The 13,992-nt window shown below is 43.7% G+C and carries 13 protein-coding genes; 12 read left to right on the top strand and 1 reads right to left on the bottom strand.

The annotated features are described in order from the left end of the window. Window positions 1-153: 153 nt before the first annotated feature. From OGM16_05705 to rsmI, 10 genes are all read left to right on the top strand, one after another. On the top strand, window positions 154-1,233 hold the full coding sequence (locus OGM16_05705) for an ABC transporter ATP-binding protein (protein UYJ47750.1): 1,080 nt from the start codon (window positions 154-156) through the stop codon (window positions 1,231-1,233). After that, window positions 1,227-2,879: an iron ABC transporter permease gene (locus OGM16_05700; protein UYJ47749.1), complete on the top strand. Its 1,653-nt coding sequence runs from the start codon at window positions 1,227-1,229 to the stop codon at window positions 2,877-2,879. Before OGM16_05705 ends, OGM16_05700 begins: the two co-directional genes overlap by 7 nt. A gap of 108 nt (window positions 2,880-2,987) precedes the next feature. Continuing rightward, window positions 2,988-4,427, top strand: a complete 1,440-nt coding sequence (locus OGM16_05695; protein ID UYJ47748.1) for a phosphoglucomutase/phosphomannomutase family protein — start codon at window positions 2,988-2,990, stop codon at window positions 4,425-4,427. 104 nt (window positions 4,428-4,531) lie between these two features. Next, a complete protein-coding gene (locus OGM16_05690) occupies window positions 4,532-5,575 on the top strand; it encodes an extracellular solute-binding protein (protein ID UYJ47747.1) in 1,044 nt (347 codons plus the stop codon). A gap of 19 nt (window positions 5,576-5,594) precedes the next feature. Then, the gene (locus OGM16_05685) at window positions 5,595-7,313 is read left to right on the top strand and encodes a sensor histidine kinase (GenBank protein UYJ47746.1); all 1,719 of its coding nucleotides are present in this window, start codon (window positions 5,595-5,597) and stop codon (window positions 7,311-7,313) included. After that, window positions 7,306-8,076, top strand: a complete 771-nt coding sequence (locus tag OGM16_05680) for a response regulator (GenBank protein ID UYJ47745.1) — start codon at window positions 7,306-7,308, stop codon at window positions 8,074-8,076. The genes OGM16_05685 and OGM16_05680 overlap by 8 nt, the downstream gene beginning before the upstream one ends. A 114-nt stretch (window positions 8,077-8,190) precedes the next feature. After that, entirely contained in the window at window positions 8,191-9,180 is a 990-nt protein-coding gene (gene holB, locus OGM16_05675; GenBank protein UYJ47744.1) for a DNA polymerase III subunit delta', read from the top strand. A gap of 42 nt (window positions 9,181-9,222) precedes the next feature. Next, complete coding sequence (locus OGM16_05670; GenBank protein ID UYJ47743.1) at window positions 9,223-10,143, top strand: stage 0 sporulation family protein; 921 nt, start codon at window positions 9,223-9,225, stop codon at window positions 10,141-10,143. A gap of 4 nt (window positions 10,144-10,147) precedes the next feature. Beyond that, window positions 10,148-10,909, top strand: a complete 762-nt coding sequence (locus OGM16_05665; protein UYJ48400.1) for a tRNA1(Val) (adenine(37)-N6)-methyltransferase — start codon at window positions 10,148-10,150, stop codon at window positions 10,907-10,909. 89 nt (window positions 10,910-10,998) lie between these two features. Next, window positions 10,999-11,844 carry a 16S rRNA (cytidine(1402)-2'-O)-methyltransferase gene (gene rsmI / locus OGM16_05660; protein ID UYJ47742.1) on the top strand — a complete coding sequence of 282 codons (846 nt, stop codon included), beginning with the start codon at window positions 10,999-11,001 and terminating at the stop codon, window positions 11,842-11,844. Between the two features lie 252 nt (window positions 11,845-12,096). Here rsmI and OGM16_05655 read toward each other — a convergent pair whose 3' ends face one another. Next, window positions 12,097-12,360 carry an AbrB/MazE/SpoVT family DNA-binding domain-containing protein gene (locus tag OGM16_05655; GenBank protein UYJ47741.1) on the bottom strand — a complete coding sequence of 88 codons (264 nt, stop codon included), beginning with the start codon at window positions 12,358-12,360 and terminating at the stop codon, window positions 12,097-12,099. A gap of 257 nt (window positions 12,361-12,617) precedes the next feature. Between OGM16_05655 and OGM16_05650 the strand changes: the two genes are divergently transcribed. Both OGM16_05650 and acpP read left to right on the top strand, forming a co-directional pair. Then, window positions 12,618-13,580, top strand: coding sequence for a ketoacyl-ACP synthase III (locus OGM16_05650; protein ID UYJ47740.1), 963 nt, complete (start codon window positions 12,618-12,620; stop codon window positions 13,578-13,580). A 93-nt stretch (window positions 13,581-13,673) separates the two neighbouring features. Beyond that, window positions 13,674-13,907 (top strand): acyl carrier protein, encoded by a 234-nt coding sequence (gene acpP / locus OGM16_05645; protein ID UYJ47739.1) that lies wholly within the window; start codon window positions 13,674-13,676, stop codon window positions 13,905-13,907. Window positions 13,908-13,992 lie beyond the last annotated feature (85 nt).

Raw genomic sequence — 13,992 nt, 5'->3', positions numbered from 1 at the left:
TGATATGTAAATAAATAATAGAAAGACTGCCTGGCCCTGGCGGGCGGGCAGTCTTTCACATATATAGGCAATGGAAAAGTGGGAGTGTCTTTCAGAAAAAGCAGTTGGGAAGTGCATAGTAGAAAGATTCCAGATCAAAAAGGAGGACCAGATATGAGCCATGCAGTGATCATTAAAAATGCCGTGAAAAAATACGGTGATTTTACAGCATTAAACGGGGTAAGCCTTGATATTAAGCAGGGAGAGTTTTTTACCCTTTTAGGGCCGTCCGGATGCGGAAAAACCACTCTTCTGCGTATGATCGCAGGATTTAATACAGTAGACGGAGGTGAGATCTGTTTTGATGACCGGGTGATCAATAATCTAGAGGCTCATAAGAGAGATATTGGTATGGTTTTCCAGAACTATGCTATCTTCCCACATCTGACAGTGGCTGAAAATGTAGCATATGGCTTGAAAGCGAAGAAGTGTCCTAAAGATCAGATTCCCGGAAAAGTGGAAGAAGCTCTGGAACTGGTACAGATCGGCAAATTAAAGGACAGAAAGCCAAATGAGCTTTCAGGCGGACAGCAGCAGCGGGTAGCCCTGGCAAGAGCTTTTGTTATTGAACCGGGAGTTCTGTTAATGGATGAACCGCTGTCAAATCTGGATGCAAAGCTGCGGGTACAGATGAGAACCGTTATTAAGAAACTGCAGCGCCGTCTGGGGATCACTACCATCTATGTAACCCATGACCAGGAAGAGGCACTGGCAATTTCCGACCGGATCGCTGTTATGAAGGAAGGAAATATTATGCAGGTGGGAACTCCGGAGGAAATCTATAAAAAGCCGGAAAATACTTTTGTAGCCGGATTTATCGGCGTTTCCAATTTCGTAGAGTGTGATGTTAAAGGGGATGATCCAGGTAAGGCAGTTCTGGATATTAAGGGAGAATGCTCTATTATCTGTACTTTAAAAAAGCCATTTAATGGTAAAGGCATCATTTCCGCAAGACCGGAGCAGCTGTTTTTTGATGATAAAGAGGGACTGCCGGGAACTATTACCATTTCCACATTCCTGGGAGATTTTATTGAATATGAGATCCTGTTGGATAATGGACAGACTGTACAGTTAAATGAGTATACAAAGGATGTACATGAGCTGCGCCCGGACGGTGAAAAAGTAAAGGTAAACTTTGATATCCGCGCCGTAGGCGTATACGATGCAGCGACCCAGGAGGTGATATCATGGTAAGTTCTGGAAAAAAGTTAGACTTCTGGTTCTGGGTGAAAGTGGCAGTTGTGGGATTTATGCTGGTATTTCTGATCTATCCCTTCTGTACCCTGATCACCCGAAGTTTTTTCTCAACCAAGGTAGACGGTTTTACTTTTGAAAACTACATCAGGTTTTTTACAAAGAAATATTATTATTCCGCTTTAGGAAGAAGTATTTTTGTATCCGTGGTCACAACGGTTACAACGCTGATCGTAGGCGTTCCTATTGCCTATGTAATGTCACGGTATAATGTATGGGGCAAGCAGTTCATCCATATTTTTATTATCATGAGCCTTATGAGTCCGCCATTTATCGGTGCGTATAGCTGGATCATGCTTTTTGGACGTTCTGGACTGGTAACAAATATGTTTTCCCAGTTTGGTATCCACCTTCCAAGCATTTACGGAAAACTGGGTATTATCCTGGTATTTACCTTTAAGTTGTTTCCTTATGTGTATCTGTATACATCCGGTGCTATGGGAAGTATTGACTCCAGCCTGGAAGAGGCAGCAGAGAACCTGGGAAGCAATAAGCTTCGCAGACTGTGGACTATTACACTGCCGGTCGTCCTTCCGTCTATTGCAGCTGGCGCGATCATGGTATTTATGACCAGCCTGGCAGACTTTGGTACTCCAATGCTCATCGGTGAAGGTTATATGGTACTTCCGGTTCTTGTATACAACGAGTACATGAGTGAGATCGGCGGAAATGCCCATCTGGCAAGTGCCCTTTCTGTAGTGGTGGTATTCTGTTCTACTACAGTCCTTCTGGTGCAGAAGCATTTTGCTACAAAGAAGAATTATGTAATGACTGCCATGCGCCCGCCAAAGGAAGAAGAACTTCACGGAGTAAAGCGTTTCCTGGCAACATTCCCGGTTATGCTGGTTACATTTATAGGTATCCTTCCTCAGATCGTAGTCATTGTCAGCAGCTTTATTAAGAGTGATTTTACAGGATTTAAGAAGGGCTTCAGTCTGGGAAGCTATATTACTATTTTTAATCGTCTGTGGACCAATATCCGCAATACATTTGTATTTTCAACCATTGCTATTGTATTTATCATCATCATAGGTATGTTGATCTCCTATATCGTTGTGCGGCAGAAGGGCTTTGCAGGACAGTTAATGGATCTGCTGATCATGTTCCCGTTTGTAATTCCAGGCGCTGTTCTTGGTATCAGCCTGATCGTAGCGTTTAACAAGGAACCGGTGATCCTTACAGGTACAGCAGTGATCATGATCATCGCCTTTGTTGTACGAAAACTGCCTTATACAGTACGCTCCGGCAGTGCTTTTTTGCAGCAGATGGATCCAAGTGTAGAAGAAGCTTCTATCAGCCTTGGGGTATCGCCTATGCAGACCTTTGTTAAGGTAACAGCAAGATTAATGGCACCTGGTGTATTATCCGGCGCTATTTTAAGCTGGATCACCTGTATCAATGAGCTGTCTTCCAGCGTTATGCTTTACGGCGGCAAGACAAGTACCATTTCTGTAGCTATTTATACAGAGGTTGTAAGAAACAGCTTTGGTACAGCGGCAGCGCTGGCATCGATCCTTACTGTCAGTACAGTTATTTCCCTGCTTATCTTCCTGAAGGTAAGTAAAGGTAAGGTATCCATTGTTTAAACCAATATACTGCACAGCAGTGTGGTATAAGCAGGCAGAAAATCGGCCATAAAGGCAGGTGCAGGAAAGACTCTGCGAGGACATTCTTCAACATAGGAGGAACAAAAAATGGTAAAATTTGGAACTGGCGGCTGGCGTGCGATCATCGGAGAAGAGTTTACCAAGGAAAATATACAGAAACTGACCTTAGCCATGTGCCTGAAAATGAAGGCAGAACATAAAGATACAAAAAGTGTGGTCATCGGTTATGACCGTCGTTTCCTTTCCAAAGAGGCTGTGATCTGGGCATGTCAGATCCTTGGAAAAGAAGGAATCCATGTACAGTTTGTAAACCGCAGCGCACCAACACCTCTGTTAATGTTTTATGTGATGAAACATGAACTGGACTATGGAATGATGGTCACAGCCAGCCATAATCCGGCAATCTACAATGGTATCAAGGTGTTTACATATGGAGGAAGGGATGCAGATGAAATCCAGACAAAGGACATTGAAAAATGGCTTTTGGAAGCAGAAAAACTGTATACACCATGTCATGAAGAAGATGGGCAGATGCCGCCGCCAGGTTACACAGAACTGGTGAAACAGGGCATTGTAGAAGAAATCAATCCAATGAATGAATATCTGGATAATATCTTATCTGTGATCAACGTAGATGCGATCAGAAAGAGAGATTTAAGGGTAGCAGTTGATCCCATGTATGGTGTCAGCCTGACGGCTTTAAGCACCATTCTGGCAGTTGCAAGATGTACGGTAGAGACCATTAATGCCCAGCATGATACGCTTTTTGGAGGTAAGATGCCGGCACCGGCACAAGATACCCTTAAGAACCTTCAGAACTATGTGCTGGACCGTTATTGTGATATTGGCATTGCAACGGACGGTGATGCAGACAGGTTAGGCGTTATTGATGATAAGGGGCATTATCTTCATGCCAACCAGATTTTAGTTATGCTGTATTATTATCTTCTGAAATATAAAGGATGGCGGGGGGATGCTGTGCGCAATCTGGCAACTACCCATATGTTAGATAAGGTAGCAGAAAGCTTTGGCCAGAAATGTTACGAAGTGCCGGTAGGTTTTAAGTATATTTCTGCAAAGATGCAGGAGACAGGTGCGATCATTGGCGGTGAATCTTCCGGTGGGCTGACTGTAAAAGGACATATCCATGGAAAAGACGGCATCTACGCTGCAAGCCTTCTTGTAGAAATGATCGCTGTTACAGGTAAGAGCCTTTCTGGAATTGTAAAGGATATTGAAGACCAGTATGGGGAAACTCATATGGAAGAGCGCAGCTATCGCTTTACAGCAGAAGAAAAGGCGCGGATCCATAGAATGCTGTTAGAAGAACAGAAACTGCCACAACTGCCGTTTGAGGTGTCCCGTGTTTCTTATCAGGACGGCTGCAAGGTCTACTTTAAAAATGGCGGCTGGGTAAGCGCCAGATTTTCAGGTACTGAGCCGCTGCTGCGTATCTTTTGCGAAATGGAAAAAGAGGAAGATGCAGTTCGCGCCTGTGTGGTATTTGAACGCTTTTTGAGTCTGTAAATATATGGAAATACAAAGCTTTTTCTGGTATATTATGAGCGTAGAGAAAAACAAGCGTCTGCGCAGCAGATATTTGTTGCCAGTCAAACAAGGGGCGTCATAGTATGGATACAGGAAAAGCAGACAGAAATGCAGCATATAAAAAGTATAAATTTTTCAACAGGGAATGCAAACAAGGGCGTTCCCTGTTCTTTTTATCTGTTGTATTATCTGGGGCTGCATTATCCATTAGTGCAGGTCTTACAGGCTGCAGCCAGAAGGATGCTCCGGTGCCGGAACCGGCAGAAACAGAAAACTATGATCTGTCTGTATTTACAGCACAGGAACCAGAAGAATGGAGGCCTGTGATCAAGGAATTTGAAGAGCGAACCGGCTGGAATGTAAAGGTGGAAACAGGCTCAGCAAAGGAGATGCTTTCCCGGCTGGAAAACAAAGAGGCAGAATGGGATGTGGTTTTTGGTATCAGTGCGGATGCATTAGAAGAAGGAAAGGAATACTGGCAGACATATAAGGATGCCTGGACCGGATATTCGACCGTATCCTTTGTTATTTTATATAATACTAATGTAGTGACCTACAGAGAACTGCCAACTGGCTGGGATAGTTTGCTGGAACCACGGTGGAAAGGACGTGTGGCAGTGCCGGACCCCCTTAAGTCAGATATGGCGGCTGCCGCTCTTACAGAGGCGGCCAAAAACAGTGAAAAAGAAGAATTTCTGGATTTTTTAGCAGAAAATATGCAGTATCAGATGCCAGAAACCTTTAAAGAAGTGGAACAGGGCATTTCTGACGGCCGTTATTCCATTGGCGTTACCTCAGAAGAGGCAGCGAAAGCGCTGTTGGCTGCAGCGCAGGATGTAGATTATATTTATCCTGAAGAAAGGGGATGCCTTTTTGAAGAGGGAACTGCTATACGGAAAGGAACTCCCAATATAGATGCTGCAGAAGAATTTGTGGACTATACTATCTGCGATGATACAAAATGGCTTTTACAGACCCAGCTTTTACGTCAGCCTGCAAAAGATGCTGTTACCAATAAGGATACATCTGCTGAGGATCTGAAGCAGAGGCTTTTAAGTCAGCAGGAAGTTTTAAGTACCTGGAAGACCATTATGGAAGAAAAGGGCAATGCAGTTCATGAACAGTAATGGAGAAGGCAGGAAAAAGATGAGGATATTAAATAAGCTTTCATTTCATAAAAAGATCTTCCTGGCCTGTCTGCTGACAGCGCTGGTGCCTTTATTGTGTTCCAGTGTGGTTATGATCCGGCTGTTTACAGCAGCTCTTGAACGTCAGGATTTAGATGAAGGGCGGACTCAGATTATAAAGGCAGAGGCAAGACTGGAAGCAGTTTTTGAAAAATGCGAGGAAGCCTGCCAGACTATTGCAGCAGATAAAAAAACGGCCCGGACTATGATCGAAAAAAGTGAGGCAGACCATCAAAGGGAAATGTATCTTTCTTTATATCAGGCTACACAGGAAACATCCGGCTATGCTCAGTTTTCCATTTATGATGCAGGTGGTCATCTGCTTTATACAACTGACACAGAAGGAAAGGAAAAAGATCTGCCAGTATTCTGGGGGCTGTTAAGAAAGGCATCAAAGACAGATGATATTGTATATTACCGCACAGATTCTGATCTTTCTATTACAGACAGAGATATTTTGCTTCAGGGGGCAAGACCGTTATATACAGAGGGCGGCGCCAGGACGGGGTATATTGTTTTTGATTTTACCAGGGAAAATCTGGATGACCTTTTAGGAGCAGAAGTGTCATCTGGTGATATGCTGCTGCTTTTAGATGCTCATAAACGGATGGTGTACTGTTCAGGTCAGGACAAGATTCAGGTTCGCCCAGGTGACAAGATGGAAAAGATATTGGAAAACAGGAAAATGTCTGATGCAGGCCATGACAGGGAACAGTATCTGGTAAGTAACAAAGGCAAAAATGGTTTTTATTTTCTGTTATGCCGTCAGGCACCCATGAGCCAGCCGGCTGTCCAGACCATGTGGACCGTCAGCCTGTGCCTGTCGGCGCTGGGATTATTTTTATGTCTGGCTGTATCTGGTGTACTTACAGGAAGTATTGCCCGCCCGGTACAGACATTAGACGAAGCTATGGAAAAAGTAAAAAAGGGAGATCTTTCCATCCGCATCCATCCGCAGTCAAATGATGAAATGGGCCGCCTGACCAGCAGCTTTAACCAGATGACGGAAGATCTGGGGCGATATCTGGAAGATAAGGTTCAGAGGCAGAAAGACCTTAATGAAACAAAATTAAAATTATACCAGACCCAGTTAAATCCTCATTTTCTCTATAATACACTGGATACTATTAAATGGGAAGCGAGGATACGCCAGATGCCACGGATCGCTGTGCTGGCGGAAAATCTGGCGGTTATATTGCGAAAAAGCATTTCCAGTAAGCTGTTTATCCCTTTAAAAGAGGAATTAGAGACCATTGACAGTTATGTAGAAGTACAGGAGATCCGTTTTACCGGACGTTTCTTGTGCGAAAAGGAGATACCGGATCAGTTAGAGGAGTGCCTGGTTCCGAAAATGATTTTACAGCCATTAGTGGAAAATGCTATCCTACATGGTCTGGAAGGCTGTGAAAATGGATATATCTGTATTTACGCAGGTCGTGAAGGGGATGTTTTAAATATTTCTATCACCGATAATGGATGTGGAATGAGTCCAGAGATACTGGCCTGGATCAACAGCCCGGAACCAGAGAAAAGGGACGGGCACCTGGGGCTTTATAATATTATGAGGATATTAAAATTGTACTATGGAAATGAATATGGTCTGAAGGCAGAGGTGACAGAAGATGGAACAACTGTCACTTTAAGTCTTCCTGTCAGGATGGAGGGGGACGATGTATAAAGTAGTAGTGGTAGAAGATGAAGAAATCGCCAGAAAAGGTATTATATTTACTATTAACTGGGAAGCGTTAAACTGCATGATCGCTGGGGAAGCAGCTAATGGGGAAGAAGGGGCAGCGGTGATCCGCCGTCTTTCGCCGGATATTATTGTTACAGATCTGAAAATGCCCCGTATGGACGGCGTGGAAATGATCCAGATGCTGCGTTGTGAGGGAAACAGGGCGAAATTCATTATCCTGACAGCTTATGGGGATTTTAAATATGCCCAGAGTGCAGTGAAGCTGGGAGTCAGTGATTACCTGTTAAAACCATTAAAAGACGGTGATCTTGAACAGGCAGTGACTCGTATTATTGCCCAGTTAGAGGAAAGAGACCAGATCCGGCAGAAGGAAGAGGAGGAAACGCCTGTTTTCCGGTTTAATGCAGGCAGAAAAGCGAAAAATAAATATGTAGAGCAGGCAATTAAACATATCTGTGAACATTATAAAGAAGATATCAATATCAGCACTGTGGCAGAGCAGCTGCAGATCAGCGAAGGCTATTTAAGCCGCGTATTCAAAAAAGAAACGGATTATACATTTACAACCTATCTTTCCCATTACCGCATGAAGGTGGCAATGGAATTATTAAAAGAGGGAAAGTTAAAGGTATATGAGGTGGCGGATTCAGTGGGGTATTCAGATACTGCCTATTTCAGTGCCCAGTTTAAGAAAGTAGTGGGGATAGCACCATCAGAGTACCAGGAACGGGTCCGGGGATACTGATACAGTGTTTTGCTCCAGGGAAAAAGTGTGTACATCAAAAAATAATTATGTTATCATAGTGATAAGCTTGTTAAAGGGCAGAAGTGCAGGACGATACCCGGGGAGGTGGCCATAATGCTTATATTTAAAGACATCTTGGTACATGAACAGATTAAAGAGCATTTTCAGAACGCTGCAGCAATAGGAAAGGTTTCCCATGCTTATATCTTAAGCGGTGAAGCAGGAATGGGAAAGAAAACCCTTGCCAATGCTTTTGCCATGACGCTTTTGTGTGAAGAAGAGGGAAAAGAGCCGTGTATGCATTGTCACGCCTGTAAGCAGGTCCTTTCTGGAAACCACCCGGATCTGATCTATGTAACACATGAAAAACCGGCTAGTATGGGTGTAGATGATATACGTGAACAGATCAATGATACTATTATGGTGCGCCCGTACAGCAGCCAGTATAAGATCTACATTGTAGATGAAGCACAGAAAATGACGGTTCAGGCCCAGAATGCCCTTTTAAAGACCATAGAGGAGCCGCCGGCCTATGCAGTGATCATGCTTTTGACTACGAATCCGGATGCATTTTTACAGACCATTCTTTCACGATGTGTACAGCTGAAACTGAAACCATTAAAAGACTCTGTTGTGAAGGGTTATCTGGAAGACAAGCTTCAGGTAAAGGATGTTCAGGCAGAAATATACAGTGCGTTTGCAAGAGGAAATCTGGGCAAGGCAATCCATCTGGCCCAGTCTGAGGACTTTAAGATGATGTATGAAGAGATTTTAAGGCTGTTAAAAGAGATCAAGGATATGGATATTTCCCAGCTTTTAGATGTGATCCGTAAATTAAAAGATGATAATACGGATATTAAGGAATGTCTGGATTTTATGCAGATGTGGTACCGGGATATCCTGATGTATAAAACAACGAAGGACTTAAACCTTCTTATTTTCAAAGATGAATTTTCGGCAGTAAAGAAGGCGGCATCTTTAAGCAGCTATGAAGGGCTGGAACGGATCTTAGAGGCGATTGACAAAGCCAGAGTCCGTTTGGATGCCAATGTAAATATGGAACTGGTCATGGAGCTTCTGCTTCTGACTATGAAAGAGAATTAAAGTGTTTTTAAGATTTTTAAGAAAGGAAAATAAGTAAAAGAAATGTTGACAGTAATCGGAGTGCGCTTTCGGACTGCGGGAAAGATCTACTATTTTGATCCGGCAGGCCGTCAGATAAAGATCGGAGATCATGTGATCGTTGAAACTGCCAGAGGCATTGAATACGGTTATGTAGTTTTAGGAAACAGGGAAGTAGATGAGACAAAGGTAATACCACCTTTAAAGCCGGTGATCCGTATGGCAACAGATGAGGACCGCGCCATTGAGGCAAAAAATAAAGAAAAAGAAAAAGAGGCATTTAAGATCTGCCAGGAAAAGATCAAAAAACACAACCTGGAGATGAAACTGATCGATGCGGAATATACATTCGATAATAATAAGGTGCTGTTTTACTTTACGGCAGATGGAAGAATTGACTTTAGAGAGCTGGTAAAGGATCTTGCAAGTATATTTAAGACCCGTATCGAGCTGCGCCAGGTAGGTGTGAGAGATGAGACTAAGATCATGGGAGGAATCGGTATCTGCGGAAGACCGCTGTGCTGTCATTCTTATCTGTCTGAGTTTATCCCGGTTTCTATTAAAATGGCAAAGGAGCAGAACCTGTCTTTAAATCCGACTAAAATATCCGGTGTATGCGGAAGACTGATGTGCTGCCTGAAAAATGAAGAAGAGACCTATGAAGTATTAAACAGCAGGCTTCCGGGACTTGGTGATGCAGTTACAACTTCAGACGGCCTTAAAGGAGAAGTACACAGTGTCAATGTTCTGCGCCAGACTGTAAAAGTGATCGTGATCGTGGATAAGGATGAAAAAGAGATTCGTGAGTACAAGGTGGATCAGTTAAAATTCAAGCCCAGAAGGAAGAAGGGCAAAGGCGGCGAAAAACAGGAAGAAGCTGCAGAGTTAAAGAAACTGGAAGCACTGGAAAAACGGGAAGGAAAGTCAAAGCTGAATGATAAATAGTGAAATGGAACACAGCTGGAGACAGGAAGGAAATATCCTTTTAAGAGATGATGAGCGGATCGATGATCTTCAGAGAAATCATTATGGCATTATCCAGAGAAAAGGTACCTTTTGTTTTGGCATGGATGCAGTTCTGTTGTCCGGTTTTGCAGTGGTAAAGCCGGGAGAGAAAGTATTGGATCTGGGAACAGGTACGGGTATTATTCCTATTCTTTTAGAGGCAAAAACAGAAGGAAAGCATTTTACCGGTCTTGAGATCCAGGAAGAGTCTGCGGATATGGCCAGGAGAAGTGTGAAATACAATCATCTGGAAGAAAAGGTGGAGATCGTAACAGGAGATATCAAGGAGGCCGGAAGCAGGTTTGCACTGGCTTCTTTTGATGTAGTCATCAGCAATCCGCCTTATATGAATGATGCCCACGGGATCAAAAATCCGGGGGATGCCAAGGCTATTGCCCGTCATGAGGTGCTTTGTACCTTAGATGATGTGGTAAGGGAAGGCACAAGGGTGCTAAAACCAGGGGGACGATTTTACATGGTCCACAGGCCGAGAAGACTGATCGAAATATTACAGACCATGAAGCAGTATGGTCTGGAGCCCAAACGGATGAAATTTGTACATCCCTATAAGGACCGGGAAGCTAATATGGTACTCGTTGAAGCAGTAAGAGGCGGAAAAGCTTTGATGAAGGTGGAAGCGCCGGTTATTGTGTTTGATGAGAACGGGGAGTATTCACAGGAGATACGGACTACGTATGGGTATTAAAGCGTTTCGGATGCCGGACGTTGATGCGTTGACGCCAGAAGTGGGCGTTCTGCGTCCGGGACAAATGTGCTTAAGCGGAGGAAAAGTACATGACAGGAAAATTATATTTGTGTGCAACACCCATCGGTAATCTGGAAGATATTACCTACCGGGTGTTAAAAACATTAAAAGAGGCAGATCTGATCGCCGCAGAGGATACAAGACATAGTATCAAGCTGTTAAATCATTTTGACATAAAAACGCCTATGACCAGTTATCATGAGTATAACAAGGTGGAAAAGGCAAAATATCTGGTAGAGAAAATGGCAGAGGGAACCAACATTGCCCTGATCACCGATGCGGGAACTCCAGGAATCTCTGATCCGGGAGAAGAACTGGTAAGACAGTGCTATGAAGCAGGTATTCCAGTGACTTCCCTTCCAGGTCCGGCTGCCTGCATCACAGCCCTTACCATGTCCGGGCTTCCTACCAGAAGGTTCTGCTTTGAGGCATTTCTGCCTGCAGAAAAAAGTGATAAAAAAGAGCGCCAGAGGATTTTGGAAGAGCTGAAAAAAGAGACCAGGACCATGATCGTCTATGAAGCTCCTCATCATCTGGTGGCAACATTAGAAGATCTGTATGGGGCATTGGGAAACCGGAAGATCACTATCTGCAGGGAACTTACCAAAAAGTTTGAAAGTGCCTTCCAGACTACCTTTGAAGAAGCACTGGCCCACTACGAAACCGAAGAACCAAAAGGCGAGTGTGTCATCGTTATTGCCGGAAAGCCGGTAGAAGAGATCCGTGAAGAAGAGATACGCGCCTGGGAAGAGATGCCTATTGAAGAGCATATGGAGCATTATCTGTCACAGGGAATGGACAAAAAAGAAGCAATGAAAGCAGTTGCAAAGGATAGAGGCATATCCAAGAGGGATGTGTATCAGCAGCTGCTGTAAGGATATTCACTAGTACATCGTTTTCGAAATAACTATACCACTCACTTGTCTGCGAATCTGATTGCACAGGCCTAAAAGCCTCAGCGTAGCCCGCTACGCCTGCGTTTTTAGACCTGCACACTCAAATCCGCATCCTACGTGATTAGTACAGTTATTTACGAAACGATGTACTAGAGAACAGGTAAATAAAAGGCTGCCGCACAGCAGACGATTTGCTTAGGCGGCAGCCTTTTATAAATAGTATGAGTTGTTTTATTCTGTTATCTTCAGTCCGGCTAGCTTTGCCAGGGCCAGAATGGATGCTTTGGAAACTTTCTTTCCCTCGTATTCAATCAGATCTTCTGTTACACCGGTGAAGATATCTGCGTTTTCTGCCTTTTTCAGGATGATGCAGTCATCTTCGACTGTGATCTCAAGGGCGTCTTTTACGTCCAGATCCAGGCTTCGTCTAAGCTCGATGGGAAGAGTGATCCGCCCAAGCTCGTCCAGTTTTCTTATAACCCCTGTTGTTTTCATATAAAATACCTCCTGTTGTTTTAATGTACTCTTAGAATCTGATCTTCTCATAAAGTCAAGTACAAAAAGATCCCAGGACAAAAAGATCCCAAGGTACATTCCCCATACATTCCCTAACTTAAGAGACTATAATTAGAAAGTAACAAATTTTGGAAATTAAGTCAATTATCCACTGCAAAAATATTTCTTGACAAAAGTTATCTATTCCTGTAGTATTACTTTGAAGTTCAAAGTATTTATGCGGAATGGTAAGAAAAATGACTACAAAAATTATAGGAACCGGTTCTTATGTACCGGCGCAGATTGTAACCAATGATGACCTGTCAAAGATCGTTGAAACCAATGACCAGTGGATCCGCAGCCGCACGGGGATCGGAGAGAGAAGGATCGCAACAGACGACAGTACATCAGATATGGCGGCAAAAGCAGCTAAGAAAGCTATTGAGCAGGCGGGAATAGATCCTGCGCAGATCGATCTGATCATTCTGGGTACTTCATCACCGGATTACTGCTTTCCAAATGGAGCCTGTGAGATCCAGGCAAAGGTGGGCGCAGTTAATGCAGCCTGCTTTGATATCAGTTCTGCATGTACCGGTTTCGTATTTGCTTTAAGCACTGCACATGCCTATATTTCTTCCGGTCTTTATAAGACAGCTCTTGTGGTCGGTGCTGATCTGTTAAGCAAGTTAGTAGACTGGACAGACAGAAGCACCTGTGTCCTCTTTGGAGACGGAGCAGGAGCAGCAGTAGTAACAGCAGCTGAAAGTGGTATCATCGGCCTGAACATGCATTCTAATGGAGCCAAAGGCGGGGTACTTACCTGTGGCAGCCGTTCTACCGGAAACTTCTTATTAGGAAAGAAACCGGAGCTTGGCTATATGACCATGGAAGGACAGGAAGTGTTCAAATTTGCTGTAAAGCAGGTACCGGAGTGCATTAAAGAGGTTCTGGAAGAAACTGGAAATACAGCAGATGATATTGACCTGTTTGTGATCCATCAGGCAAATTACCGCATTATTGAGTCTATTGCAAAACGCCTGAAGGTGGATCTGGAAAAGTTTCCGGTAAACATGGAACATTATGGAAATACCTCCGGCGCATCTGTACCGATCTTACTGGATGAATTAAACAGGTCCGGAAAGCTGAAGCAGGGAGATAAGCTGGTTTTAGCCGGATTTGGTGCTGGTCTTACCTGGGGTGCCATGCTGTTAGAGTGGTAACACAGTAATATATACAGTAATATACACGCAGCGGCTTTGCCGCAGCGGATAAGATAAACTATAAATTTTAATCAGAAAAAGGAGAACAATATTATGTTAGAGAAGATGAAAGAAATTATTGCAGATCAGTTAAGCGTAGATGCAGACAGCATCACAGAGGCTTCCTCTTTTAAGGAAGATTTAGGAGCAGATTCCTTAGATCTGTTTGAACTGGTTATGGCTTTAGAGGATGAGTATTCCGTAGAAATCCCTGCAGAAGATTTGGAGAATCTGGCTACTGTAGGCGATGTTATGAATTATTTAAAGAACAAGGGCGTTGAGGCTTAAGTTTAAGTAAACGCAAAGAACGTTAATAGCAACAGGGGGACGGCGTGCTTACTATAGGAAGCACGCTGTTTCTACAAGACTGCGG

It is taken from the genome of Lachnospiraceae bacterium (assembly GCA_025758065.1).
In the GTDB taxonomy this organism is placed as follows: Bacteria; Bacillota; Clostridia; order Lachnospirales; family Lachnospiraceae; genus Enterocloster.
The sequence above is the reverse complement of the archived record's forward strand: the minus strand, read 5'-3'. Positions and strand labels throughout refer to the sequence as shown.

Coding starts and splice junctions, on each gene's coding strand:
- OGM16_05685 (UYJ47746.1), top strand. CDS start 5,595: ATGAGGATATTAAATAAGCTTTCATTTCATAAAAAGATCTTCCTGGCC.
- OGM16_05650 (UYJ47740.1), top strand. CDS start 12,618: ATGACTACAAAAATTATAGGAACCGGTTCTTATGTACCGGCGCAGATT.
- rsmI (UYJ47742.1), top strand. CDS start 10,999: ATGACAGGAAAATTATATTTGTGTGCAACACCCATCGGTAATCTGGAA.
- OGM16_05665 (UYJ48400.1), top strand. CDS start 10,148: ATGGAACACAGCTGGAGACAGGAAGGAAATATCCTTTTAAGAGATGAT.
- OGM16_05655 (UYJ47741.1), bottom strand. CDS start 12,360: ATGAAAACAACAGGGGTTATAAGAAAACTGGACGAGCTTGGGCGGATC.
- OGM16_05670 (UYJ47743.1), top strand. CDS start 9,223: ATGTTGACAGTAATCGGAGTGCGCTTTCGGACTGCGGGAAAGATCTAC.
- OGM16_05680 (UYJ47745.1), top strand. CDS start 7,306: ATGTATAAAGTAGTAGTGGTAGAAGATGAAGAAATCGCCAGAAAAGGT.
- OGM16_05690 (UYJ47747.1), top strand. CDS start 4,532: ATGGATACAGGAAAAGCAGACAGAAATGCAGCATATAAAAAGTATAAA.
- OGM16_05700 (UYJ47749.1), top strand. CDS start 1,227: ATGGTAAGTTCTGGAAAAAAGTTAGACTTCTGGTTCTGGGTGAAAGTG.
- acpP (UYJ47739.1), top strand. CDS start 13,674: ATGTTAGAGAAGATGAAAGAAATTATTGCAGATCAGTTAAGCGTAGAT.
- OGM16_05695 (UYJ47748.1), top strand. CDS start 2,988: ATGGTAAAATTTGGAACTGGCGGCTGGCGTGCGATCATCGGAGAAGAG.
- OGM16_05705 (UYJ47750.1), top strand. CDS start 154: ATGAGCCATGCAGTGATCATTAAAAATGCCGTGAAAAAATACGGTGAT.
- holB (UYJ47744.1), top strand. CDS start 8,191: ATGCTTATATTTAAAGACATCTTGGTACATGAACAGATTAAAGAGCAT.